The organism is Anaerococcus sp. Marseille-P9784, from assembly GCF_902500265.1.
GTDB lineage: Bacteria > Bacillota > Clostridia > Tissierellales > Peptoniphilaceae > Anaerococcus.
In genome coordinates, this window is sequence record NZ_CABVOZ010000003.1 from 135,662 (window position 1) to 161,957 (window position 26,296).

Annotated in this window: 31 protein-coding genes; 30 read left to right on the top strand and 1 reads right to left on the bottom strand. The window is 28.8% G+C overall.

The window, feature by feature from the left end; genetic code table 11:
• Positions 1-41: 41 nt before the first annotated feature.
• The 24 genes from rdgB to GAN53_RS07375 all read left to right on the top strand — a co-directional run bounded on the left by rdgB (position 42) and on the right by GAN53_RS07375 (position 20,680).
• On the top strand, positions 42-626 hold the full coding sequence (rdgB, locus tag GAN53_RS07260) for an RdgB/HAM1 family non-canonical purine NTP pyrophosphatase (protein ID WP_151410445.1): 585 nt from the start codon (positions 42-44) through the stop codon (positions 624-626).
• Positions 623-1,093 carry a YfcE family phosphodiesterase gene (locus tag GAN53_RS07265; RefSeq protein ID WP_151410446.1) on the top strand — a complete coding sequence of 157 codons (471 nt, stop codon included), beginning with the start codon at positions 623-625 and terminating at the stop codon, positions 1,091-1,093. The genes rdgB and GAN53_RS07265 overlap by 4 nt, the downstream gene beginning before the upstream one ends.
• Before the next feature lie 10 nt (positions 1,094-1,103).
• Positions 1,104-1,634 carry a biotin transporter BioY gene (locus tag GAN53_RS07270; RefSeq protein ID WP_151410447.1) on the top strand — a complete coding sequence of 177 codons (531 nt, stop codon included), beginning with the start codon at positions 1,104-1,106 and terminating at the stop codon, positions 1,632-1,634.
• A 10-nt stretch (positions 1,635-1,644) separates the two neighbouring features.
• Entirely contained in the window at positions 1,645-2,388 is a 744-nt protein-coding gene (locus GAN53_RS07275; RefSeq protein ID WP_151410448.1) for an HAD family hydrolase, read from the top strand.
• Positions 2,389-2,559: 171 nt separating this feature from the next.
• Positions 2,560-3,279: a hypothetical protein gene (locus GAN53_RS07280; RefSeq protein ID WP_225791846.1), complete on the top strand. Its 720-nt coding sequence runs from the start codon at positions 2,560-2,562 to the stop codon at positions 3,277-3,279.
• A gap of 30 nt (positions 3,280-3,309) precedes the next feature.
• On the top strand, positions 3,310-3,804 hold the full coding sequence (ruvC, locus tag GAN53_RS07285) for a crossover junction endodeoxyribonuclease RuvC (RefSeq protein ID WP_151410449.1): 495 nt from the start codon (positions 3,310-3,312) through the stop codon (positions 3,802-3,804).
• Positions 3,804-4,391 carry a Holliday junction branch migration protein RuvA gene (gene ruvA / locus GAN53_RS07290; RefSeq protein WP_151410450.1) on the top strand — a complete coding sequence of 196 codons (588 nt, stop codon included), beginning with the start codon at positions 3,804-3,806 and terminating at the stop codon, positions 4,389-4,391. Before ruvC ends, ruvA begins: the two co-directional genes overlap by 1 nt.
• A 12-nt stretch (positions 4,392-4,403) precedes the next feature.
• Complete coding sequence (ruvB, locus tag GAN53_RS07295) at positions 4,404-5,411, top strand: Holliday junction branch migration DNA helicase RuvB (protein ID WP_151410451.1); 1,008 nt, start codon at positions 4,404-4,406, stop codon at positions 5,409-5,411.
• A complete protein-coding gene (queA, locus tag GAN53_RS07300) occupies positions 5,412-6,434 on the top strand; it encodes a tRNA preQ1(34) S-adenosylmethionine ribosyltransferase-isomerase QueA (RefSeq protein ID WP_151410452.1) in 1,023 nt (340 codons plus the stop codon). It begins immediately after the preceding gene.
• An 8-nt stretch (positions 6,435-6,442) separates the two neighbouring features.
• Positions 6,443-7,564 carry a tRNA guanosine(34) transglycosylase Tgt gene (tgt, locus tag GAN53_RS07305; RefSeq protein ID WP_151410453.1) on the top strand — a complete coding sequence of 374 codons (1,122 nt, stop codon included), beginning with the start codon at positions 6,443-6,445 and terminating at the stop codon, positions 7,562-7,564.
• On the top strand, positions 7,561-7,821 hold the full coding sequence (locus GAN53_RS07310) for a preprotein translocase subunit YajC (protein WP_225791847.1): 261 nt from the start codon (positions 7,561-7,563) through the stop codon (positions 7,819-7,821). The genes tgt and GAN53_RS07310 overlap by 4 nt, the downstream gene beginning before the upstream one ends.
• Positions 7,822-7,891: 70 nt before the next feature.
• Positions 7,892-9,622: a single-stranded-DNA-specific exonuclease RecJ gene (gene recJ / locus GAN53_RS07315; RefSeq protein ID WP_151410455.1), complete on the top strand. Its 1,731-nt coding sequence runs from the start codon at positions 7,892-7,894 to the stop codon at positions 9,620-9,622.
• Positions 9,623-9,629: 7 nt separating this feature from the next.
• Positions 9,630-11,819 carry a RelA/SpoT family protein gene (locus GAN53_RS07320; RefSeq protein WP_151410456.1) on the top strand — a complete coding sequence of 730 codons (2,190 nt, stop codon included), beginning with the start codon at positions 9,630-9,632 and terminating at the stop codon, positions 11,817-11,819.
• The gene (gene dtd / locus GAN53_RS07325) at positions 11,819-12,268 is read left to right on the top strand and encodes a D-aminoacyl-tRNA deacylase (protein ID WP_151410457.1); all 450 of its coding nucleotides are present in this window, start codon (positions 11,819-11,821) and stop codon (positions 12,266-12,268) included. Before GAN53_RS07320 ends, dtd begins: the two co-directional genes overlap by 1 nt.
• Positions 12,268-12,870: an MBL fold metallo-hydrolase gene (locus GAN53_RS07330; RefSeq protein ID WP_151410458.1), complete on the top strand. Its 603-nt coding sequence runs from the start codon at positions 12,268-12,270 to the stop codon at positions 12,868-12,870. Before dtd ends, GAN53_RS07330 begins: the two co-directional genes overlap by 1 nt.
• 9 nt (positions 12,871-12,879) lie before the next feature.
• Positions 12,880-14,652, top strand: a complete 1,773-nt coding sequence (gene aspS / locus GAN53_RS07335; protein ID WP_151410459.1) for an aspartate--tRNA ligase — start codon at positions 12,880-12,882, stop codon at positions 14,650-14,652.
• Complete coding sequence (locus GAN53_RS07340; RefSeq protein WP_151410460.1) at positions 14,636-15,052, top strand: SoxR reducing system RseC family protein; 417 nt, start codon at positions 14,636-14,638, stop codon at positions 15,050-15,052. The genes aspS and GAN53_RS07340 overlap by 17 nt, the downstream gene beginning before the upstream one ends.
• 85 nt (positions 15,053-15,137) lie before the next feature.
• On the top strand, positions 15,138-16,457 hold the full coding sequence (gene der, locus GAN53_RS07345) for a ribosome biogenesis GTPase Der (RefSeq protein ID WP_151410461.1): 1,320 nt from the start codon (positions 15,138-15,140) through the stop codon (positions 16,455-16,457).
• Complete coding sequence (gene plsY / locus GAN53_RS07350) at positions 16,454-17,029, top strand: glycerol-3-phosphate 1-O-acyltransferase PlsY (protein WP_151410462.1); 576 nt, start codon at positions 16,454-16,456, stop codon at positions 17,027-17,029. Before der ends, plsY begins: the two co-directional genes overlap by 4 nt.
• Before the next feature lie 15 nt (positions 17,030-17,044).
• Positions 17,045-18,028: an NAD(P)H-dependent glycerol-3-phosphate dehydrogenase gene (locus tag GAN53_RS07355; RefSeq protein WP_151410463.1), complete on the top strand. Its 984-nt coding sequence runs from the start codon at positions 17,045-17,047 to the stop codon at positions 18,026-18,028.
• 66 nt (positions 18,029-18,094) lie between these two features.
• Positions 18,095-18,736, top strand: a complete 642-nt coding sequence (locus GAN53_RS07360; protein ID WP_151410464.1) for a cell division protein SepF — start codon at positions 18,095-18,097, stop codon at positions 18,734-18,736.
• A gap of 59 nt (positions 18,737-18,795) precedes the next feature.
• The gene (locus GAN53_RS07365) at positions 18,796-19,560 is read left to right on the top strand and encodes a YlmH/Sll1252 family protein (protein ID WP_151410465.1); all 765 of its coding nucleotides are present in this window, start codon (positions 18,796-18,798) and stop codon (positions 19,558-19,560) included.
• Complete coding sequence (lspA, locus tag GAN53_RS07370) at positions 19,557-20,006, top strand: signal peptidase II (RefSeq protein WP_151410466.1); 450 nt, start codon at positions 19,557-19,559, stop codon at positions 20,004-20,006. The genes GAN53_RS07365 and lspA overlap by 4 nt, the downstream gene beginning before the upstream one ends.
• Positions 20,003-20,680, top strand: coding sequence for a uracil-DNA glycosylase (locus GAN53_RS07375; RefSeq protein ID WP_151410467.1), 678 nt, complete (start codon positions 20,003-20,005; stop codon positions 20,678-20,680). The genes lspA and GAN53_RS07375 overlap by 4 nt, the downstream gene beginning before the upstream one ends.
• Here GAN53_RS07375 and GAN53_RS07380 read toward each other — a convergent pair.
• Complete coding sequence (locus GAN53_RS07380) at positions 20,675-21,580, bottom strand: ribonuclease H-like domain-containing protein (RefSeq protein WP_151410468.1); 906 nt, start codon at positions 21,578-21,580, stop codon at positions 20,675-20,677. The genes GAN53_RS07375 and GAN53_RS07380 overlap by 6 nt on opposite strands.
• A 66-nt stretch (positions 21,581-21,646) precedes the next feature.
• Between GAN53_RS07380 and GAN53_RS07385 the strand changes: the two genes are divergently transcribed.
• The 6 genes from GAN53_RS07385 (at position 21,647) to obgE (ending at position 26,296) form a co-directional block, all read left to right on the top strand.
• On the top strand, positions 21,647-22,768 hold the full coding sequence (locus GAN53_RS07385) for a cysteine desulfurase family protein (RefSeq protein WP_151410469.1): 1,122 nt from the start codon (positions 21,647-21,649) through the stop codon (positions 22,766-22,768).
• Positions 22,765-23,925 carry a tRNA uracil 4-sulfurtransferase ThiI gene (gene thiI, locus GAN53_RS07390; RefSeq protein ID WP_151410470.1) on the top strand — a complete coding sequence of 387 codons (1,161 nt, stop codon included), beginning with the start codon at positions 22,765-22,767 and terminating at the stop codon, positions 23,923-23,925. The genes GAN53_RS07385 and thiI overlap by 4 nt, the downstream gene beginning before the upstream one ends.
• Positions 23,926-24,034: 109 nt before the next feature.
• Positions 24,035-24,349 (top strand): 50S ribosomal protein L21, encoded by a 315-nt coding sequence (rplU, locus tag GAN53_RS07395; protein WP_099320714.1) that lies wholly within the window; start codon positions 24,035-24,037, stop codon positions 24,347-24,349.
• Positions 24,349-24,660, top strand: a complete 312-nt coding sequence (locus GAN53_RS07400; RefSeq protein ID WP_099320713.1) for a ribosomal-processing cysteine protease Prp — start codon at positions 24,349-24,351, stop codon at positions 24,658-24,660. Before rplU ends, GAN53_RS07400 begins: the two co-directional genes overlap by 1 nt.
• Positions 24,661-24,673: 13 nt before the next feature.
• On the top strand, positions 24,674-24,964 hold the full coding sequence (rpmA, locus tag GAN53_RS07405) for a 50S ribosomal protein L27 (RefSeq protein WP_192574110.1): 291 nt from the start codon (positions 24,674-24,676) through the stop codon (positions 24,962-24,964).
• A gap of 51 nt (positions 24,965-25,015) precedes the next feature.
• The gene (gene obgE, locus GAN53_RS07410; protein ID WP_151410472.1) at positions 25,016-26,296 is read left to right on the top strand and encodes a GTPase ObgE; all 1,281 of its coding nucleotides are present in this window, start codon (positions 25,016-25,018) and stop codon (positions 26,294-26,296) included.

Consider the following 26,296-nt stretch of genomic DNA (forward strand, 5'->3'; position numbering starts at 1 on the left):
TGAAAGAAGTTTGTTAAAATGTTATTATAAAGGAGAAATTAATGGAAATTGTTTTTGCAACAGGTAATAAAGATAAGCTTAAACAAGTTGAATTAATGTTAAAAGATATAGTTTTAAAGTCTCCAAAAGATTTTGGCTATGAGAATTTTGAAGTTGATGAAGATAAGGATACATTAGAAGGAAATGCTTATAAAAAAGCAATGACTTTTTATAATCTGACTAAAATTCCAACATTTTCTGATGATACTGGTTTATTTGTTGAAGCTTTAGATAATAGACCTGGAGTATTTGCCCATAGATATGCTGGAATTAATGCAACATACAAAGACAATAGGATAAAACTATTAGATGAGCTAAGTGGTAAGGAAAATAGGAAAGCTTATTTTAAAACTGTAGTATGCTTTGTAGATAAAAATTCCAAAGCTCATTATTTTGAGGGAAGGCTAAACGGGGTAATTACTGAAAAAGAAATTGGACCTTATGATTTCGGTTATGATCAGATATTTAAGCCTGACAATTCAAATCTAACCCTAGGACAAATGAAAGCTAGTGAAATTAATGAAATATCACATAGATCAAAAGCTATAAAAAATTTTGTTGATTTTCTGGGAAAAGAATATATATGAAAATACTTATAACTAGTGATACACACGGCTATTACGTTCCCATAAGTGAATACATTCTATCACATGATGATATTGATTTATTAATTCATGCTGGTGATGGAATAGAAGATGTAAAAAATATATATTACGAAACTGGAATAAATTATTACACAGTGAAGGGAAATAACGACTATTTTTCAAATGAATCTTATGATAAAATAATAGAGATTTTAAATAAGAAAATTTTTATAACCCATGGTCATAATTACAAAATAGATTATTATTTTGACAAAATACTCGAAAAATCAAAAAGTTTAAAAGCAGATATAACTATATTTGGCCATACTCACAAATATTATAATAATTATATTGATGGTATTCTATTTATAAATCCAGGTTCTGTGTCTTTGCCAAGAGATGGAAATCCCGGATTTATGATTATGGATATATCAAATGAAAAATTCTCTTTAGAGAGAGTTTTTCTATAAAGGAGCTACGATGACAGGAATTATTAACTTAATATCAGAATATTCCTCAAAACTAAATATTTTACCAATAATTGTTGTTATGAATATTATAATAACAATACTAATACATTTTCTAACTAAGAAGAAAATTACTAAATACCTACCTTCTTTTGCTATGCTTATAGCTGCTATTGTTATTTTTGTGTATGCACTTTCTATTTTCACTACAAGCGAAGGTCTAAATTTAAGCTGGATTGCTGTATTTTTAGCTTCCGCTGGTCTTGTTGGTATATTTGTATCACTAATAATAGATCTTATAAAATCCATCAACAAAAATTCAAATGTTATGGTAAAAAATGAAAATACTGTAAAAAAACAAAGCAAACGCAAATCAAATCCAAATAGAGTTGCTAAAAAAAATAGAAAAGTAAAAGAAAGAAATACTGATGAAAGTAAATTTTTCACAAAAAAAATTGATACCAAGAATATAAATAATAAGGTAGCTGCCCATAAAATAAATAAGGAAAACTACGAATTGAAAAATAATAAAGTAGATAAATAAAGGTAAAGTTATGCATGAAAATAAAGCTGCATTTTTTGATATTGACGGTACTTTATTTAGAAATAGTCTATTAATTGAGCATTTTTTACTGCTTACAAATGATGGTATAATTCCTAAAATTGCACGGGAAAATGAAATAGGCCCCTTGTATGAAAAATATCAAAATAGACTAGGTGCTTATGAAGACTATTTGGATAAGGCTTCACTGGTTTACCAGCAAAAGCTAGTAGGGATCGATAGAAAAACCATAGATAAATACTCTAAGATAGTTATAGAAAAAAATAAAAATAAAGTTTATATGTTTACTAAAAAAGCTGTGGAATTTCATAAAAAAAATGGTTATTTGATATTTTTCATTTCAGGATCTCCGGAATTTTTAGTAGATAATTTTGCAAAAATTTATGGAGCCAATCTAAGTATTGCCACAAAATATGAATTTGATGACGAAGATAAATTTACTGGAACTGTTAGACCAATGTGGGATGGGAGAAATAAACTTCAAGCAGTAATTAAACTGGCAGAAACTTATAAACTAGATTTAAGTAAATCCTATGCTTATGGCGACACCAACGGTGACATCACAATGTTTCAAATGGTAGGATTTCCGCATGCTATAAATCCGTCTTTTGAATTAATTGATAAACTTTTTGAAGATGAGGAACTAAGAAATAAAACAGTAATTGATATTGAACGAAAGGATGTAAATTATAGTTTTAATCTTTCCGACTTAAAAGCAAATTTCAAAAAATTTTAAATGTATAAAATTTTATTTTAAAAATTCTATAAGCTAAATTTTTAAGGCATTATTCAAATATAAGAAGATAATGCATATTATTACTTAAAATTTAGCTTTTTTTATTTTTCTTTGCAATATATCTAAATAATTATATTAAATTTTGTGTTAAAATGTAATAACGAGGTAGAAATGATGAAGGCAGAAGCTAGTGAACAATATCCAATAATTGAAAAACTTGAATATAACTTTTTGATTAATGAAGATATATACTCATTTAATACGCTTATGTCTTTATTATATGATAAAAATTTTGTGAAATTTTCTAAAAATGATTTTTATATGAAAGATTATGTCATTAAAAATCTCAAAAAGTTTTTTTACGACTTATCTAACATAGATCAAATAATTGATAATTTAGAAACTCTTATTTCAAATGATTTGAATCGTTATGAATATTTGATATCAATAAAAGCCCAGTACAGAGCTTTTAGAGATAAAAAAATGATCGATAAACTTGAGTATGAGCTTATTGAAACCTTTGATGTTTCTTATATGATGGATAGCTTAACTTATCCAAGCTCAAAAAAAGATAGTAAAATTTTACAAATTGGTGAGAATTTTAAGGAAAATATATATTCTGATAAAGAACTAATTTCAAATCTTACAAGAGATATGGGTAAATATTGCAAGCTAAAGATAAAGGCTAATATATTAACTTTGGATCAAAGTACCCATAGGCAGTTGAAATTTGATAGTACAAATTCTATTTATGCAGAAGATATTACCTTAAAGCAGATGAAAAAAATTTATGACAAATCTGTTTCATATTTATATAAATCCGTAGTAGATGTTTATGCTGAATATTATTTCAGAGGACTCATAAGAGAAGTATTAGAAAGATATCAATAGAGCTTTAAAAGCTCTTTTTTATTAGAAATTATGATAATTTTAGGAATAGATCCAGGAATTGCAATCATGGGTTATGGCGTGGTTGAATTTGATGGAAACAAGGTTAAAGTAATAGAAAATGGTGTTGTAACTACATCTAGTAAGAGTAAAACTCCTCAAAGACTAAAGGTACTTTACGATAACTTATATGATATTATAAAGGAATTTAAGCCTGATGAGTTTGCCATTGAAGAATTATTTTTTAATCAAAATGTTAAAACAGCCATAACAGTTGGTCATGCAAGGGGAATACAAATTCTTTGTGCAGAAGAAAATGCGCTACCAATTTATGAATATACCCCCTTACAAATTAAGCAATCAATTACAGGTTATGGAAGAGCTAGTAAAAGTCAAATGCAAAAAACGGTTACTACTCTTTTAAATTTAAAGCAAATACCTAAACCTGATGATGCAGCAGATGCCTTATCTGTTGCTCTTTGTCATGCTTTAAGTCAAAAATTTAAAGAAAACTTTAGGATGAATTAATGATTTCATATATAATCGGAGATGTTAGATCGATAAGCGAAAGTGAATTTGTTATAGAAAATAATAAGATTGGATATTTAATAAAGTCCTCTCTATCTACACTTTCTTTAATAGAATTAAATAATGAATACAAAATTTATACTTCTTTGCAAGTTAGAGAAGATGATATGAGTTTGTATGGTTTTTACTCTAAGGATGAATTAGAGATGTTTTTACTTTTGACATCTGTTTCATCAATAGGACCCAAAAATGCCATAGGAATCTTATCATTTCTTGAAGTAGATGATATAAAGCTAGCGATAATAGAAAGTGACATTGATAAATTAACTAAAGCTAAGGGAATTGGAAAAAAAACAGCAAGTAGGATTATTTTGGAACTTATGGATAAAATTAAACAAATGCCAGATATTAAGACCAATTCAAAGAAAACACTTACTAATGTTAATGAGGATATTGATGTTGCAAGAGAAGCTTTAATAAATTTAGGCTATGCTCAAAATGATATCAACCACGTATTAAATGAATTAAAGACTTCAGATTTAACTTTAGAAGAGCTTGTTAAAGAAAGCCTTAAAAGACTTTTGTAGGGAGTAGATGTAATGTATGATGCAAATGAAAGAATAGTTGGATCTAACGAGTTAGTGGAAGATTTGACTAATGAAAATTCAATAAGACCTAAGTGGCTTAAAGAATATATTGGTCAAGATAAGGTTAAGGAAAAACTTGATATATTCATAAAATCTTCACTATCAAGAAAAGAACCACTAGATCATGTACTTTTGCAAGGACCACCAGGCCTAGGCAAAACCACTCTATCTACAATAATAGCAAATGAGCTTGGTGTAAATATTAGAGTTACAAGTGGCCCTGCCATAGAAAGACCTTCTGATCTTGCAAGTATTCTTACAAATTTAAAGTACGGAGATGTGCTTTTTATTGATGAAATTCATAGAATTAATAGGTCTGTAGAAGAAATATTATATTCTGCCATGGAAGATTTTGTCCTTGATATCATTGTAGGTAAAGGACCAAATGCACAATCTATCCGCATAGACTTAGAAAAATTTACCCTTGTTGGTGCTACCACAAGATCTGGTATGCTATCTGCTCCATTAAGGGATAGATTTGGTGTTATGCTGTCATTAAATCTTTATGAAGCAGATGATTTAACAACAATTATAAAAAGATCAGCTGGAATTTTAAATATTGAAATAGAAGATGATGCAGCTTATGAAATAGCCAAAAGATCTAGAGGTACACCGAGGATTGCAAATAGATTATTAAAAAGAGTTAGAGACTATGCAATTGTTAGAAAAGATAGAATAATTGATTATCAAACTAGTAAAGAAGGACTTTCTTTACTTGAAATTGACGAAATGGGTCTTGATACTATGGATAAAAAAATAGTTATGACCATGTATGAAAATTTTAACGGTGGACCTGTTGGCGTAGATACAATAGCAGCATCTACAGGAATAGAAAATGTAACTATAGAAGATGTTTACGAGCCCTATCTTTTGCAAATTGGGTTTTTATCAAGAACTCCAAGAGGTAGGATTTTAACGAGAAATGCTTATAAACATTATGGACTAAAATACGAGGAATGAATGAAGACAGACGATTTTGATTATTATTTACCAGAAGAGCTAATAGCTCAACACCCAACTGAAAAAAGAGATCATGCAAGAATGCTTGTGCTAGATAAGAAAACAGGAAAAATTGAAGATAAGTATTTCTATGATATTATAGATTATCTAAATTGTGGGGATGTTCTGGTGATGAATGACACAAGAGTAATACCAGCAAGACTTTTTGGCCATAGAGAAAATAAAGAAGAAACTATAGAAGTTTTTATATTAAATAATATCGAGGGAAAAACATGGGAATGTTTGGTTCGTCCAGGCAAAAAAATGAAAATAGGAACAAAACTAATTTTTTCTGACGACCTTTCCTTAATAGTAAAAGATATAAAAGATGATGGAAATAGAATAGTTGAATTTGAATATCAGGGGATATTTAACGAAATATTAGACAAATTAGGAAATGTTCCACTTCCACCTTATATAAAGGAAGAATTAAAAGAAGCCGAAGATTACCAAACAGTTTATTCGAAAAACCCTGGATCAGTTGCAGCCCCAACTGCTGGCTTACACTTTACAAAAGAACTTTTAGAAAAAATAGAATCTAAAGGAATAAAACTTGCCTATCTAACATTAAATGTTGGCTTGGGAACCTTTAGACCAGTAAGTGTTGAAGATGTTAGTGATCATAAGATGCACAGCGAATTTTATACGATTTCTAAAGAAACTTGCGACATTATTAATAAAGCCCATGAAAATGGCAACAAAGTTATAGCTACAGGGACTACAACTATTAGAACTCTTGAATCAGTTTATAAAAAATGTGGCAAACTTTGTGAATCATCAGGTTGGACTGATATTTTCATCTATCCAGGCTTTAAATATGAGGTTGCTGATGCTATGATAACAAATTTTCATTTACCAAAATCAACCTTGATTATGCTTGTGGCGGCTTTTACATCAAAAGAAATGATATTAGATACCTATAAATATGCTGTCGAGCAAAAATATAGATTTTTTAGTTTTGGTGATGCGATGTTTATTCACTAAGGAGAAGTATGAGTTTAACATTTGAAGTTATAAAAAAAGATAAATATACAAATGCTAGAGTTGGTGTCATTCACACAGTCCATGGAGATATACCAACTCCGATTTTTATGCCAGTAGGAACTCTCGGAACAGTAAAAGCTATGACTGTTGATGAACTTAAAGAAATTGATGCAAAAATAATTTTGGGTAACACTTATCATCTTTACTTAAAACCAGGCATGGAAATTATGAGAGAAGCTGGTGGTTTGCACAAATTTATGAATTGGGATAGGCCGATTCTTACAGATAGTGGTGGATTTCAAGTTTTTTCCCTATCAGATATGAGAAAAATTTCTGAAAATGGAGTAGAATTTAGATCGCATATAGATGGCTCAAAACATTTTTTCACCCCAGAAAAATCTATTTCCATCCAAAATGACATCCATTCAGATATAATGATGAGCTTTGATGAGTGTGTAGATGCAAATGCTGATTATGATTATGTAAAAAAATCTATGGAAAGAACCATAAGATGGGCAAAAAGAGGACTTGATTACCATAAAGAAAATTCACACCCTGACCAATCTCTTTTTGGTATAATCCAAGGTGGTATGTTTAAAGATCTAAGAGAAATTTCAGTTAAGGAAACTAGTGCAATGGATTTTGATGGATTTTCTATTGGTGGACTTTCAGTTGGTGAAAGTAAAGAAACTATGATAGATATCTTAAACTTCACCACACCATTGTTACCTGAAAATAAACCAAGATATAATATGGGAGTAGGTTCTCCAGATTATTTATTTGAATCTTATCAAGCTGGTATTGATATGGCAGATTGTGTTTTGCCAACAAGAATGGCAAGACATGGTAGTGCTATGACATCTGAGGGAAGAGTAGTTATAAAAAATGCGACCTATAAAGATGATTTTTCTCCTCTAGACCATGATTGTGATTGTTACACTTGCAAAAATTATTCAAGAGCATATCTAAGACACTTAGTAAATGTAAATGAAATTTTAGCTGCAAGATTACTAACTTACCACAATTTGTATTTTTTAATTAAGCTTTGTGAAAATATTAGAGAAGCTATAATGGAAGATAGATTTTTGGAATATAAAGAAGAATTTTATAGAAAATACGGATATCAATGAAATTAGAATATATAATTTTGATAATACTTGTAATATCCTTTTATGAGCTTTCTCTAAAAGATTACATTAAAGACAAAAAGAATAGAGAATATATCAAAAATCATCTTGAAGTCGGTTCCAAAATAATTTGCAAAAATGGTTTAATAGCTTATGTAAAAGAAATTAATAATGATGAATTACTTATCGTAAGTGGTACTAATGAAAAACATTCGTATATGACGATTCTAGATTCTGATATAAGAAGTATTTTAAGTTAAGGCCTATGGCCTTTTTTCTTTATAAACTTTCAAAAAATGGTATAATTTTTTGTATATGAAAGGTGATGTTATGGCAAATTGGTTTATATATAATAAAAAATTTAATTATGAAATTAATCTTAAAAATGAAGGGATTACAAAATTACAAGCTCTTATTTTGGCAAATCGTAACATTACCGATCCACAGACTGTAGAAATGTTTTTAAATCCAAGTTTATCAAAATTACACGATCCATTTTTATTAAAAGATATGGATAAGGCAGTAGATTTGATAATAGAAACTATGCAAAACAATGGTGAAATAAGAATTTTTGGAGACTACGATCAAGATGGAATTTCATCTGTAATGACGCTTATGGACGGGCTTTTATTTTATTATGATAATATAAGTTACGATATTCCTCATAGAGTTGATGAGGGATATGGCATGAGTGATGGGATGGTCAGTAAGGCCATTTATGATAATGTTTCTTTAATTATCACTTGTGATAATGGTATAACTGGCTTTGATCAAGTAGAAGCTTTAAAAACTAAGGGTATCAAAGTAATAATAACTGACCACCATGAAATTGAAACTGAAACTGATGGCCAGTGGAAAATCCAAAAATTACCGGAAGCTGATGCTGTAATAAATCCCAAAAGAATTGATAGTTCATATCCTTTTAAAGATTTGTGTGGAGCAGGAGTTTGTTTTAAATTAATTTCTGCTCTTTATGAAAAATTAGAAGGTGATTTAGAATATCTCTATTCCTTATTAGAATATGTAGCAATGGGCACAGTTTGTGATATGGTTTCTCTTACTGATGAAAATAGGATTTTCGTAATAGAGGGACTAAAGAGATTAAATTATACAGAAAAATTTGCAATAAAAGCTTTATTGGAAGAAAGTTCGTGGAATAAAAAAATCGACGAATACACATTAGGATTTATAATAGGACCAATTATGAATGCTAGTGGAAGATTAGCTTCAGCAAAACTTGCTATAGATTTACTTATGGAAGAAGATATAGATAATATTTACAATATGTCAAAACAATTAGTTGACTTAAATAATAAACGTAAACTTTTAACTGATAAAGCTTTAGAAAAATGTTTGAATCTAATCAAAGACCAAAAGCTATATAAAGATGATATAATTATAGTATATGATGATTCAATTAACGAGTCTATTTGCGGGATAGTTGCAGGACGAATTAAGGAAAAATATTACAAACCTACTATAGTTTTATCCAAATCAAAAGAAGATGATATTGCAAAAGGTTCGGGTCGTTCAATTGATGGTTTTAATATATTTGAATCAATAGACGAATTTAGAGATATGTTAAAGTCTTTTGGTGGTCATCCTATGGCTTGTGGTTTATCAATTGATATTTCAAAAATAGATGAATTTAGAAATTTAATTAACAAAAATTCAACCTTAAAAAATTCTGATATGCAAAAAGTTGTAAATATAGATACGGTTATTAATCTTGATAAATTGTCCTTAGAATTAGCTGAAAGTATTAATAATTTACAACCATTTGGCAAAAATTTTGAAAAGCCAATTTTTGCTGATAGAAATGTAATAATTGAAAATCTTGAAATGATAGGCACTAATAAAAAAACCATGAGATTGCAATTAAGTAAAAATGGTCAAAGCATAAGTGCCATTAAATTTAATGGAGAAGATAGTCTTTCCTATTTAAAAAACAAATTTTCCAATAAAATATTAGGAAGTAAGATTGATATAGCGTATTACACAAGTATAAATGAATTTAGAGGCAATAGAAAGCTACAAATATTGATTAAAGATTTAAGATGAGGTAATTATGACAACTGATTTTATAAAAGAATTTGAAATATTCAAAGATTATGTACTTGAAAATAATCCAAATGCAAATATTGACCTCATTAAAAAAGCATTTTTTTTCGGAGAGTTTAATCATAGGGGACAAAAAAGAAATTCTGGAGAAGATTATTTTATCCATCCAATTGCTGTAGCTAAAACTTTATCGAGAATGAAGCTTGATGATCAAACAATTTGCGCTGGTCTTATGCATGATGTATTAGAAGATACTGATGTAACTTATGAGCAGATGAGGGATGAATTTGGAGAAGAAATAACATTTTTAGTTGATGGAGTTACCAAACTTAAAAATTTAAACTATAGTTCAAGAGAAGAAAAACAAGCAGAAAATATCCGCAAGATGGTAATGGCTATGAGTAACGATGTTAGAGTAGTCTTAATAAAACTTGCAGATAGACTTCACAATATGAGAACTTTGGAATACAAGACTCGTGAAAAACAAATTCAAACTGCCACAGAAACTATAGAAATATATGTGCCATTAGCTCACAGATTAGGAATTTATTCTATTAAATGGGAACTAGAAGATTTATGTTTTAGATATAGGGAGCCAGAAAAATACTATGAATTGGCACAAATGGTAGCCAGTAAGAGAAGGGAAAGAGAAGCTTATATTAATGAAATAATTGAAGCTCTTACTAATAGCTTAAAAAATAGCGGTATAAATTTTGAAATAAGTGGAAGACCAAAATCTCTTTATTCAATTTATAAAAAAATGATCAGAAACGATATTGAATTTGAAGAAATTTACGATCTTACGGCTGTTAGAGTTTTGGTAGATACCATAGCTGAGTGTTATGCTGTTTTGGGAAAAGTTCATTCTTTGTGGAAGCCAATACCAAATAGAATCAAAGATTATATAGGCCAACCAAAACCAAATGGTTATAGGTCTTTACACACTACAGTTTTTGGCGAAGATTCAAAACCATTTGAAGTTCAAATTAGAACTAGACAAATGCATAAGGAATGTGAATATGGTGTTGCTGCCCACTGGAGATATAAAGAAAATAATAGTAAAGAAACAGACTTTGACAATGCCATGGAATTTTTAAGAAGAATTATGGAATGGCAAAGAGAAGGTGGAGCTCATGAAGATAATAAGCAATTTATGGAAACGCTTAAAAATGATTTCTTCTCAAGAGAAGTTTACGTTTATTCTCCACGAGGCGAGATATATTCCTTGCCGTTAGGTTCATGCTCAATAGATTTTGCCTACAAAGTACATACCGAAGTAGGCAATAAATGTATTGGTGCAAAGGTAAATGGATCAATAGTTCCATTAACTCAGCAATTAAAAACTGGAGATGTAATTGAAATTTTAACATCTAAAAATTCTTCTGGACCTAGTAAAGATTGGTTAAATATTGTTAAAAGTTCTCAGGCAAAAAACAAAATAAAGCAGTTTTTCAAAAAGCATGAAAAAGAAGATAACATAGAAATTGGAAAAAATTTAATAATAAGAGAAATTAAAAAGCAAAGAGAAGGCTATAAAAATCTCTTAAAAGATGAATGGATTAATGAAATTGCTAATAGCTTGGGTTTTCCAAGTGATGAGCAAATGTATGCAGCAGTTGGTTATGGTAGAATTACAAGTGAACAAGTAATTCAAAAATTGATAAAAAAAGAAAAAGATCTTGAAAATAAAGAGAAACTTTTAAATGAACCAATAGAAGTTCATAAAACTTACGCTTCAAATCAAAGTTCTAAAAAAGAAGTTAGAGTTAGTGATTTGGAGGGAAATATTGATGTTAAATTTGCTAAATGTTGTACACCAGTTCCAGGAGATCCAATCATTGGCTATATAACAAGAGGTAATGGAATATCAGTTCATACAAAATCATGTCCAAATATTATTAATAATAAACAGCCAGAAAGGCTTATTGATGTTTACTGGCAAAATGAATCAACTGATAAATTCCCGGTAAAAATTCAAATTATTGCACATAATACTCCTTCAGTTATATACGATGTTACAAAAAATCTATCATCGTTAGATGTTAATATCGTAGGAATGAACGCTAGAGTTAATGATAATAACGAGGGTATTATCGATTTATCAGTTGAAGTTAATAGCACAGATCAGCTTAATGATGTAATAAGTAAATTAAAGTCTATAAAAACAGTTTATAGTGTATTTAGGGTGAGTAATTAATGAGAGCAGTTATACAAAAAGTTAGCAAAGCAAATGTTATAGTAGAAAATGAAGAAGTCGGAAAAATAAATAATGGTTTATTAGTCCTGCTTGCAGTTAAAGAAACTGACGACAAAGAAGACATTGCTTATATCAAGAAAAAAATTGAAAAATTAAGAATCTTTGAAGATCAAGAAGGTAAAATGAATCTTTCAGTAGAAGATGTTGGAGGAGAAATACTTTTGGTTTCACAATTTACCTTGTATGGAGATGTAAGAAAAGGAAATAGACCTTCATTCATCGAATCTGCAAAAGCAGATAAGGCTAATGAATTTTATGAAATATTAAAAGAAGAATTAGTAAATGACGGATTTAAAGTTCAAACAGGAAAATTTCAGACTCATATGCTAGTAAATCTTATAAATGATGGGCCTGTTACAATAATTATAGATAGTGAAAGGATAATTTGATGGAAGTAAAAAAATTTACTATAGGACCAGCATTGGCAAATTTATATGTTGTTAGCAAGGATGGTCATGGATTTATTGTTGATTGTGCAGATAAAGATGAAGCTGTTGATAAATACATTAAAGATAATAATATAAAAATAGAATTTATCTTACAAACTCATACACATTTTGACCATGTAATGGGCTTAGAATATTATAAAAACTTGTATGATGTAGATGTATATGCAAGCGAAGATGCAAAAGATATAGCCAATGATCCAAGGTATAACCTAGGGTCCTATTATCACGATTTATACGTTCCTATAGATAAATATCTAAAAGATGGAGAAATTATCGAACCTTTTCATATCAAAGCTATAAAAACTCCAGGCCATACTCTTGATTCTATGAGTTTTTTAGTAGATGATGATATTTTTACAGGCGATTGTCTATTTAGATTATCCATTGGAAGATATGATTTTCCTGGTGGAGATTATGATACAATAATTGATTCAATAAAAAATAAAATTTGCGTTTTGGATAAGGACATCAAAGTTTATCCAGGACATAGAGCAAGTTCAACAATTGGTTATGAAATAGAAAATAATCCGTTTTTAAAATAAGGAGTTATAATGGAATTTAAAAGAAGCCACATGTGTGGCGAATTAAGAAAAGAAGATATTGGTAAAGAAGTTGTATTGATGGGTTGGGTTGCCAAAAAAAGAAATTTGGGATCTCTTGTATTTGTTGACCTTAGAGATAAAACTGGAATAACACAAATAGTAGTTAGAGAAGATGACAAGGAAAATCACGAAACAGCAAGTCATTTGGCAAGTGAATATGTAATTGAAGTAAAAGGAATTGTTAGAGAAAGAGAAAGCAAAAATCCTGATATACCAACAGGAGATATTGAATTAGTTGCTTTGAAAATAAATGTCTTAGATAAGGCTAATACTCCTCCAATCTACATCAAAGATGATGACGATGTGGCAGAAAATTTGAGATTAAAATATAGATATCTTGATATGAGAAAACCATCCGTACAAAGGAATTTAAAACTTAGATCAGATATTATTAGAACAATAAGAGAGCATATGTATGAAAATGGTTTTACCGAAGTAGAAACTCCATTTTTAACAAAACCGACTCCAGAAGGGGCAAGAGATTATATTGTGCCTTCACGTTTGCAAGCTGGTGAATTTTATGCCCTTCCTCAAAGTCCACAGCTATTTAAGCAAATTTTGATGATAGGATCTCTTGATAGATATTTTCAAGTTGTAAAATGCTTTAGAGATGAAGATTTAAGAGCGAATAGACAACCAGAATTTACCCAACTTGACCTAGAATTATCTTTTGCTAACCAAGATGACGTAATCGAAGTTAACGAAAGTTTATTAAAAGAACTTTTTGATAAATACACAGATTATGATTTGAAATTACCAATTCCTAGAATGGATTATTCTGAAGCAATCGAATCTTATGGTTCAGATAAACCTGATTTAAGATTTGGTTATAAAATAAAAAATATCTCTGAAATATGGAAAAATTCTGATTTTAAAGCTTTCTCCGAAAATACAAGTGATGGAAAATCTGTTAGAGCAATAAACTTTAAGAATCTTGCTGATAAATACTCTAGAAAAGCTCTTGATAAGCTAAGCGATTTTGTAAAAGATTATGGCTTAAAGGGTCTTTCATATATTAAATATGCAGATGAAATCAATTCTTCAATATCTAAATTTTTAACCGATGATATTATGGACAATTTAAAAGTTCAATTAGAAATCGAAGATAATGACTTAATTTTAATAGCAGCTGATAAGGATAAAAAAGTTTTAGAAGCTTTGGGTGCGCTAAGAAATAAAATTGCACGCGATAACAATCTTTATGAAAAAGACTACGCGCTTATATGGGTAGTAAACTTCCCAATGTTTGAATACAGTGAAGAAGAACAAAGATATGTTTCTCAACACCATCCATTCACTATGCCTAATGAAGAAGATATTCCACTTTTAAAAACTCATCCAGAAAAAGTAAGAACTCAAGCTTACGATATTGTAATAAATGGAGATGAGATGGGTGGTGGATCTGTAAGAATTAATAATTCTGAGCTTCAAAAAGAAGTATTTGAAGCATTGAATCTTACAGAAGAAGATATAAAAATAAAATTTGGATTTTTCATCGAAGCATTAAAATATGGTACACCTCCTCATGCAGGACTTGCTTATGGTCTAGATAGACTATTAATGTTATTTGCAAAAACTGATAATATAAAAGATGTTATTGCTTTTCCTAAAACTCAATCTGCTTCTTGCCCACTAAGTGAAGCACCAACAATTGTAGATAAGAAAACATTGAATGATTTGGGAATTTATACAAGGAGTGATATTGATGACAACAATGACTAAAGAAGGTGTAGTTGTCGAAAATAACAGAGGAAATTTGTTAATAAGTGTCATGAGAAATGAAGCTTGCGGATCTTGTGCGGCCAATGGTACTTGTGGTCAGAAAAAAGAAACTCTAATAAAAATTTTTAGTCCAGATGATATAAAAGTAGGAGATAAGGTTATACTTGAATCAAAAGCTTCAGATATAAATAAATATTCTATATATGTTTATATATTTCCGGTTATAATGATGGTATTGGGAGCATTTTTAGCAAATTTATTTTTTAAAAATACCAACTATGATTTAAATCTTATGACTCTTATATTTGTTACGATTTTTTTACTGATATCTTTTTTACTAGTAAAAAAACTTGATTCTAAGATAAAAAGTAAGGAAATAATGAAAGTGAGAAAAATTTAATGAATATAAAATTAAATGGAATTTTCAAAAATATTACTAATGATAATTCAGATCTTAGTTATGATTTTAATAATGGAGAAAAATAATGGCTATGCCTATTGTTACATTAGTGGGTAGAACTAATGTTGGAAAAAGTACATTATTTAATAGACTTGTTGGCAAGAAAAAATCTATTACTGAAGATGTTAGTGGTGTAACTCGTGATAGAGTTGTTGATAAGGTAGATTGGCTGGGCAAAAAATTTAGTCTTGTCGATACAGGTGGTCTTGATATTTCTAATAAAGAAATAATGAATCAAGAAATAAAATCTCAAGTTGAAAAAGCACTAATAGAGACAGATTTAATTTTATTTGTTGTCGATGGCAAAGAAGGTCTTAGTCCCTATGATAGTGAAATTGCAGATGTTATCAGACGATATAATAAGCCAATTATAATTGTAGTTAATAAGATTGACAATAATAAAATTCCTGATGACATCTATGATTTTTATGCTCTGGGCTTTGATGATTTAGCAATTATTTCTGCAGAACAATCAAAGGGTTTGGGAGATTTACTAGATAAGATTATAGAAAGAATAAATTTTGACTCTTTTGAAAATATCGAAGATGAAACAAGAATTGCAATCATAGGAAAACCAAATGCAGGCAAATCTTCACTAGTTAATTTACTTGTTAACGACCAAAGAATGATTGTTACAGATATCGCTGGTACAACTAGAGATGCTGTAGATACAAATTGGACCTATAATGACAAAAATTATGTATTAATAGATACAGCAGGATTACGCAAAAGAAACAAGGTTAAAGAAAACGTGGAATACTATGCTAATCAAAGAACTTTTGATGCTGTAGATAGTGCTGAAATATGTTTATTTTTGATCGATGCAACTGTTGGAGTAACAGAACAAGATACAAAAATAGCTGGATATGCTCATAATAATAGAAAAGCAATAATAATAGTTGTTAATAAATGGGATATAGTTGAAAAAGAAACTAACACTATGAAAGATTTTGAAAAAGATATTAGAAATTCATTATCTTTTGCTCCATATGCTCCTATAGTTTTTGTATCTGTTTTGAAAAATCAAAGAATAGATTCACTTCTAGATATGATAGAAGTTGTCGACAACAATTATAATACGAGAATATCAACAGGAGTTCTTAACACGATCTTACAAGATGCAATAATGCTTAATCAACCACCACAAGATAAAGGAAAAAGATTAAAGATTTTTTATATGACACAAGTTTCTACTGCACCACCAAAATTTATGCTTTCTGTCAATGATAGAAATTTGATGCATTTTTCATATATGAGATATCTAGAAAATCAAATTAGGAAAAATTACAACTTAATAGGTGTTCCATTTAGCTTTATACTAAATGAGAGAGGAGCAAGCAAATGATAATTATAGCAGCAGTAATTGCATTTATTTTAGGTTCTATACCATCAGGATATATTATTGGCAAAGCTTGGTTTAATACCGATATAAGAAAATTAGGTTCAGGAAATGTAGGATCAACTAATGCATTAAGAAATTTTGGATTAAAAGCTGGTGGCGTAACATTTGCAATGGATATATTAAAGGGATTTCTAGCAGTTTTTATTGGTAAAAAGCTAGCAGGCTATAATGGTATGCTAATATCATATATTTCTGTGGTTATAGGGCATATGTATAGCTTATTTCTAAATTTTAAAGGTGGTAAAGGAGTTGCAACAACCTTTGGTGGACTCTTATTTATAGACTATAAATACGCTTTAATCATAGTTGTTATATTTACAATTGTATTTTTGTTAAGTCATATAGTATCTTTAGCTTCAATCTTATCAGCTATATCTGTTTTTTTAACTAGCTTTCTTAGATATGAATTTACACCTATTTGTTGGGTGTTAATGTTTTTAAGCTTTATGGTGGTCTTTAGACATAGATCAAATATTGATAGATTAATACATGGAAAAGAAAAAAAACTTTTTTAATAAAAAGAGGATTTTATGGAAATTTCAATAATTGGAGCAGGTTCTTGGTCTACAGCCATAGCAAGTGTATTGTCGGAAAATTTTGATGTATTGATCTATAGTAGAAATATAGAAGATGTAGAGAACATAAATAATTATCATAAAAACAGAAAATATTTAAAAAATTATTTACTTTCAAAACGTATAAGAGCTACTAATGATATTTCTGATTTATTTAAAAATAAATATATAGTTAATGGAATTCCAACTCAAGCACTTAGAGAAGTTTTGCTAAAGTGCAAAAATTTTGTAAATAAAGATAATGTATTTATTAACTTATCTAAGGGCTTAGAACTTAAAACTCATTATAGAATATCTCAAATATTTAAAGAAGTAATAGGAGATAATCCCTATATTATTTTATCTGGTCCAAGCCATGCTGAAGAAGTAATAATAAAAATGCCTACTACTGTTGTCTGTGCTTGCGAAGATGAAACCTTAGCAAAAGATGTTCAAAAAATATTTAACACCGACTATTTTAGAGTTTATTCCTCAACTGATGTAGTAGGAGTAGAATTAGGTGGATCCATTAAAAATATATTAGCCTTATGTATAGGAATGCTTAGTGGTTTAGGATACGGTGATAATACCAAGGCTGCAATTATGACTCGAGGAATTCACGAAATGACTAAATTTGCCGTAAACTTTGGAGCTAATCCTAAAACCATTAACGGACTTGCTGGAATTGGTGATCTTATAGTAACTGCAACCAGCAAACATTCTAGAAATAATAGGGCTGGTATTTTATTTGGCAAGGGATATACAATTGATCAAGTTACAAACGAAATAAATATGGTGGTTGAAGGGATTCCTACAACGCGTGCAATTTATGAAAAAGCTAAAGAAAAAAATATAGAGCTACCAATAACCAATGAAATATATAAGGTTTTATTCGAAGGAAAATCGCCAAATGATTCTGCTTGTGACTTAATGGGTAGAAACTTAAAGAGTGAATTTTAAAAAAATTTTTACTAATTTATATTATAAGATATAATATAAGAAAGAAATTATAGTAAAGGGAAAGTTATGTTTGAAAAATTTAAAGAATTTATTGGTATAGACGATAATTACGACGATGATGAAGATTATTACGATGATTATCCAAAAAGTGAAGATGAATCTAAATCAACTGTTAAGGAAAATTACACTAATTTACTAGACGATAGTGATTATATTGACAATAAAGATAAATCTTTAACTTATGAAAGTGATTATTCCGATAGTAGCACTTTTGATAGCTCTTATAATTACACATCATCAAGCAGTTTTAGCAATTTTGATTCTAGTTATAAAAACAATGATTATGGTTTGTCAAACAATTATAAACGACCATCAAAAAGAGGAGATAGTATAGGAAAAATGAATGATAATAATTTTGCAAATAGATCAACTATGAGAATTAGCATCCACGAACCACTCGATTATGAAAAAGATGCACCAAGTGTAATTGATGATATCTTAGATAAAAAAGTAGTAGTTTTAAATCTCGAAATGGTTGATACCGATATGAGAAGAAGAATATTTGACTTTGTTTCTGGAGCTGTTTATGCCCTAGAAGGAACTGTAGAAAAAGTTACAAAAGGAATTTTTGTGATTTCTCCAAAGGGCGTTGAAGTAAATAGTGCTATAACAGATCAAATTTCTGAAGGCAATTATAATCAACTTTAATCTCAATTAATAGCTGCTAACTTATAATTATTTATTATCTGGCAGCTTATTTTATTTATATGAAATTAGAATATAATTTAAATTTTATAAGTGATAAAAGTAAAAAATCCTCTATAAAAAAAGCTTTGACAATACTTGAAAGATCTTACGCTAGAAATACTGAAGAATCCAGTTTCTTTTTGGATCCATTTGAGCAAAAAGTGATAGCAAATATTGCCGAAAAAAATAATATAGAGTTAGATTTTATTGGTGGCAATGATCTAGCGGAAAGAAAAATATTTGTATCCTCTTCTTATTATGAAGTTGATCAGTCTGATTATATAAGTATTTTAGAATTTGACCATGAAAATCTAAGTCATCCTGATGTATTAGGAGCTTTGATGAGTCTTAATTTAGATAGAGAAAATATTGGAGATATAGTTATTAATGATAATATTTGTCAGATAGCAGTTTTAAATAAAATTTCTAATTTTATTAGATTTAACTTAAATAAAATTAAAAGAGAATCAATAAATGTTAGAATTAAAGAAAAGCAAAATCTTGACATAAAACCATTGACATATATTGACCATAGAGGATTTGTGGCATCAACTAGATTAGATATTTTGGTAGCTGAATTTATAAATTTATCAAGATCAAAGGCAAAAGAAATTGTAAAAAGCAAAAACGTCAAAGTCGATTTTGAAATGATCGATAATCCATCAAGGATAATAGATGAAAATTCTATGATTTCTATTAGAAAATATGGACGTTTCATCTTCGAAGAAATAACTGGGAAAAGTAAGAAAGGTAATTTTCACATTACTTACAAGGAAATTAGATGATATATATATTAATAATAATAATTGGTTTAATTTTAGATAGAGTTAGCAAAATTTATGCTATAAATAACTTTATTGAAAATCCAATATCTGGCAAGATATTAAACTTTACTTATTTAGAAAATAGGGGAGCAGCTTTTGGAATTTTACAAAATAATAGATTTTTCTTTATAGTACTTACAATTGCTATTGTAGGATTTTTAATTTATTATTTCATTAAGAATTATAAGAAAAATAGCAAATTTTTAAATATAGCAATAGCATTTATTATAGCAGGAGCTTTGGGCAATTTTTACGATAGACTATTTAACGCTTATGTTGTTGACTTCATCGAGTTTGCCTTTGTGAAATTCCCTGTTTTTAATGTAGCTGATATTTTTGTTACTTTAGGTAGTGGACTACTCATAATATATATGGTATTTTTTGACCAAAGTGAGAAAATAAAATGAGTGTTAATATCGGAAATGATTGGGATATGCTTTTAGCTGACCAATGGGATAAGGCTTATTATCAAAATTTAAGAAAATATCTTATAAAGGAATATAAAACTCACAACATATATCCAGATATGTACGATATTTTTAATGCCTTAAAATCTGTTTCTTATAAAGATTGCAAAGTAGTAATTTTAGGACAAGATCCCTATCATGGTAAGGGACAAGCTCATGGTTATGCTTTTTCAGTAAAAAAAGGTGTGAGAATTCCACCTTCATTATTAAATATTTTTAAGGAAATGCACGATGATATCAAAACTTATATTCCAAATAATGGATATTTAATAAAGTGGGCAAATCAAGGAGTTTTGTTATTAAATACTTCCTTAACCGTAAGAGAAGCCGAGGCTAATTCACATCAGAATATTGGTTGGGAAATCCTTACAGATAATATAATAAAGATTTTAAATGATCGAGAAAAACCTATGGTATTTATTTTGTGGGGCAGAAATGCTCAAAGTAAGGAAAAATTAATTACGAATCCAAATCATTTGATTATAAAATCCGTACATCCTTCTCCACTTTCAGCATCCAGAGGATTTTTTGGATCAAAACCATTTTCTAAGACAAATAATTTTCTAATATCAAATGGCCTTGATCCAATAGATTGGCAAATAGAGAACTTATAGCTGGTTCTCTATTATTTTTTTTGATAATTTTAAGATGTTTTTGTAATTGTATCTATGATTTTCTCTTATAATCAATAATTTTGGGTCTATTATAATTTCACTTTCATTTTTAATATTGAAAGTATTCAAAGCCACATGTCCCTTGTTATTTTTATCAAATCGCCCGTAAATAACCTGTAGAATAATCTCTATAGAATTTCCATTTGTTCTTAATTCATAATTTTCGGAAGTAAAATAAGATTCTATAAGTGGAGTTTTACTTATAAGATTTATTTTAGCCAAATCGTTATTTATCCAAATAGAATTTAAAGTAAGTTTATTAGTTTTTAAATCAATTGTAAGCTCTTTAAGAAAAAATTTTTCTATATTTGCTAATTTTTCTGTAGCTATCAAATCATTTTCGTTATGGATCATTATAGGTCTTGGATTATCTCTTTTAGAGATATCATCAGTTAATTTGCTAATTGTCTTATATCTGCTTGGATCATTACGAAATATTCCTATATTTTTTTCTATATCGACTAATTTCATAGAATCAAAAGTAAAAAATTTTCTATAATTGCAAATAATATTATAAATATCGTAAGACTCTGGAAAGATTGGCATCAATTTGTGTTTTTCCAATCGATAATTTAAAAAAGGAATATCAAATTTATTACCGTTAAAATTTATAATTTTTTTGTTTTCTGCAATTTTTAAATAAATTTGTAATAGTCTTTTTTCTTCGGAATCATCCTCTGCAAAATATTGCCTTATATAACACTTATCATCTTCGTAAGTGATTAATCCAAGGAGAACTAATTGGTCTTCACTCTTATCTAAGCCTGTTGTTTCGATATCTAAAATGATTTCGTTTTTATTTAGATTTTCTGGTGCATATAATTTTTTAAAGCTAATCATAAATCCATTATACTTGATTTGCCATATTTATTCTTAGTAATATAATTATATAATTAAGGAGTATTGATGATATATTTAGATAATGCAGCAACAACAAAAATTTATAAAAAAGCTCAAGAAGCTAGAGATTATGCAGAAGAATATTGTTTTGGAAATTCTTCATCTTTAAATAGTTTTGGCATGAAATCTGAGAAATTGATAAAAACGAGCAAAGAAATTATAGGAAAAATTATTAATGCTAGTCCAAATGAAATTTATTTCACCAAGGGAGCAACTGAATCTAATAATATTGTAATTAAGTCTTTTTCAGGCTCTAATTCAATAGCTATTACAAGCAAAGTTGAGCATTCTTCAGTATATGACGCTTTTAAAAACAATGATTATAAAGAAATTATATACTTAAAGAACGACCAATATGGTTTTATTGATTTGGACAATTTAAGAAACAATTTAATCCATGAAGTCAAACTTGTATCTCTTATATATGTTAACAACGAAAATGGTGTCATACAAAATGTAGAAGAAATTTCTAAAATCATTAAGGCATTTGATAAAAATATCATTTTTCATATTGATGCAACCCAAGCTCTTGGCAAAGTATCCTGCGATGTAAAAAAACTAGGAGTCGATCTAATGAGTTTTTCGGCTCACAAATTTCACGGTCCAAAAGGCGTTGGAGCCTTGTATATAAATAATAAAATAATAGGAAAAGTTTCTCCGGTTTTATATGGTGGTAGACAACAGATTATTTCATCAGGAACAAATAATCATCCAGCTATTTATGCCATGGGAATAGCCTTAGATGAGCAGGTTAAGATTTACGATAAAGAATATATTAAAGAATTAAATTTATATTTTAGGAATAGAATCAAGGAAAATATCAAGGATTATTACATTGTTTCTCCTGATACAAATTATTGCCCTAATATACTCAGTATAGGATTTGCTAATATAAAATCTGAAGTGCTCTTACATATGCTAGAAGAAAAGGAAATTTATGTAACAAGCGGTTCCGCCTGCTCAAAGGGAAATAACAATAGAATACTTGAAGCTCTTGGAGTTGATGATAAGTATAAAGATGGGGTAATAAGATTTTCTTTTACAGATACAAATACAAAGGAAGAATTAGATCAAACAATATGTATTTTAAAAGATAAGATAGAAGAAATTAGAAAGGTAATGATATGAAAGCTTTATTAGCAGTTAGCTTTGGGGAATTATTTTTAAAAGGTGCAAATAGAAAAAAATTCTTTAACGATGCTTTAGCACATATAGAAAACAACATTAAAGAGATTGGTTATAATAATTTCTACCTGGAAAGTGGAAAATTATATATCGATGCTAATATCGATAAATTTGACCAACTGATTGAACAAATACAAAAAGTTTTTGGTGTTGCTTATATTGATAAGGTTTATAAAGTAAGTAAAGATGAGAATGACATTTATTTAGCTGTAAAAAAATCAATCCAAGAAAACTATGGAAATGAAAATAAAACTTTTAAGGTAATTACAAAAAGAGTAGACAAATCTTTCAAATACACTTCGCCTGAGCTAAATGTGATAATTGGAGATAAGATCCTAGATGATTTTATTAATCTTAAAGTTGATATCCACAAACCAGATTTTAAAGTTTTCATAGATATAAAAACTTCCGCCTATGTCTATACAAAAAGATATCCAGGTCTTGGAGGACTTCCTATTGGTAGTAGTGGCAATGGACTACTTTTACTTTCTGGTGGAATAGATTCTCCAGTAGCAGGATTTTTGATGGCAAAAAGAGGAATGAAAATAAATGCTATACATTTTCATTCATATCCTTATACTTCACTAAAAGCAAAAGAAAAAGCCATAGATCTTGCTAAAATAATGTCTAATTATACTGGGAAAATGCAATTATTTATCATAAATCTATCTGAAATATATAAGGCAATTGCAAGTAATTGTGATAGAAGAAATACAACTATTATTTCAAGAAGATTTATGGTTAGAATTTGTGAAAAATTAGCTAATAAATATGATTTTCAAGTCTTAATAACTGGTGATAGCCTAGGACAAGTTGCAAGTCAAACTTTAGAGTCTCTTACTGTTGTAGAGAATGCATCAGCTTTACCAATATTTAGACCATTAATTGCCATGGATAAAAAAGATATAGTCGATCTATCAAAAAAGATCGGTTCATATGAGAAATCCATCGAACCTTTTGATGATTGTTGTTCAATATTTGCACCAGATAAACCAGTTACAAAACCAAGATTAAAATATATAGAAAATGATGAAAATAATTTAGACATAGAAAATTTAATTAATGAAGCTTTAGAAACTTTAGAAATTATTGAAATTTAAATATTATAGTTGACAAACTATAATACAAATAGTATCATTTAAAGGTAAACCGCTCAGTTTAGGTACTGATCACCCACACTGGCGAGAATTTTAAGTTAGGAGGACACCTATGTACGCAATAATTAAAACAGGTGGTAAACAATATAAAGTATCAGAAGGTGACTTAGTAAGAGTTGAAAAACTTCCTTACCAAGTTGGAGAAACTGTTGAATTTGAAGATGTACTACTAGTAGCTAACGATGATGATGTAAAAGTTGGATGCCCAACAGTTGAAAACGCAAAAGTTTCCGCAACAGTAGAAGATCAAAACAAAGCAAAGAAGATTGTGGTTTTCAAATATAAACCTAAAAAAATGTATAGAAAAAAACACGGTCATAGACAACCTTATACTTTAGTAAAAATCGATAGCATCAAAGCTAACTAATGATTAAAGTAGAGATAATCTATATTGATGATCTTATAAGAGGTTTTAAAATTACTGGTCATGCAGATTATGACGAATCTGGTAAAGATATAGTTTGTGCAGCAGTATCAATGCTAGCTTATACTACAGTTAATTCACTTGATTCATATAATTATGATTTTGAATTTAAAGATGATGAAGAAACTATGAAATTATTAGTAAAAAATCCATCTCATGATTCAGAAGTGATTTTAAATACTTTTTCTACAGGAATTTGGACACTAACGCAAAGTTATGATGACTTTGTAAAAGCTTATACAAATATATTATAGGAGATATGAAATGATATTAGATATTAATTTACAAAGATTTTCAAGTAAAAAGGGAGTATCTTCTTCTAAAAACGGTAGAGATTCAGAAAGCAAAAGACTTGGAGTAAAAAGAGCTGATGGTCAATTTGTAAATGCTGGAACTATCATTGTTAGACAAAGAGGTACAAAGATCCACCCAGGCAATAATGTAAAAAGAGGTGGAGATGATACACTTTATGCTTTAAATGAAGGTATTGTAAAATTTGAAAGAAAAGGACGCGACAGAAAACAAGTTTCTGTTTATCCAAAACAAGATATTGCTTAAGAAACTAAAGCTTGCTTTTCGGCAAGCTTTTTTATGTGAGAGGAATTTATCATGATAGATTTGGCAAAAATTAGTCTAAAAGCTGGCAATGGCGGTAATGGAGCTATTGCTTGGAGACGTGAAAAATATGAGCCGACCGGCGGTCCTGCAGGTGGAGATGGAGGAGATGGTGGCAGCATTATAATAAAAGCTACAAGAAATCTTTCAACTTTGGATGACTTTAAATTTAAAAAAATTTTTAAAGCTGAAAATGGAGAAGCTGGTGGCAAGAGCAAAAAATTTGGCAAAAAAGGTGAAGATTTAATTATAAAAGTTCCTGTAGGCACTATATTAAGAGAAGAAACATCTAATAAAATTATAAAAGATTTTAAAGTTGATGGAGAAGAATTTTTAATTGCAAAAGGTGGCAGAGGCGGAAGAGGGAATGTTCATTTTAAAAACTCCGTAAGACAAGCTCCAAGATTTGCAGAAAATGGTAAAAAAGGACAAGAGATAAATCTTATATTAGAATTAAAAATACTTGCCGATGTAGGACTAGTAGGTCTTCCAAACGTAGGAAAATCAACACTAATATCTGTTATTTCAAAAGCAAAACCAAAAATAGCGAATTATCATTTTACGACACTAAATCCAAATTTAGGGGTTGTAAATATCGATAAAGAAAGATCATTTATTGTAGCTGATATACCAGGACTTATAGAAGGTGCTAATGAGGGAGAGGGTTTAGGTCACGATTTCTTAAGGCATATAGAAAGATGTAGAGTATTAATTCATCTTGTTGATATTTCTGGTATAGAAGGAAGAGATCCTATAAAAGATTTTGATCTAATAAATAAAGAATTAGAATTATATAACAAAGAACTTGCTAATAAACCAATGATTGTTGCCCTAAATAAGACAGATTTAGACTTTAATGATAATGCAAGTAAATTTATAGAAACTTTTAAAAATAATTATAAAATTTATAAAATTTCAGCAGCTACAACTGATGGAATAAAAGAATTATTAGATGGTGCCTATGATTTATTATCAAAATCTGAAGATAAACAATTTGATTTATTAGAAGAAGTTGATGAGAACTTTTTGGAAGAATTTTATAATAAAGAAATTGAGTTTGACCTTAATTTTGCAAGGGAAAACGAAGTTTTTGTTGTTTCTGGCAGAAGAATTGATAATTTACTTGAAAAAATAAATATGGAAGATTACGATTCTAGAATGTTTTTTGAAAAGAAACTTCGAGAAATGGAAGTTTTTGATAAATTAAAAGAAATGGGAATAAAAGAAGGAGATAGTGTAGCAATTGGCGATATTGTCTTCGAATATTATGAATAG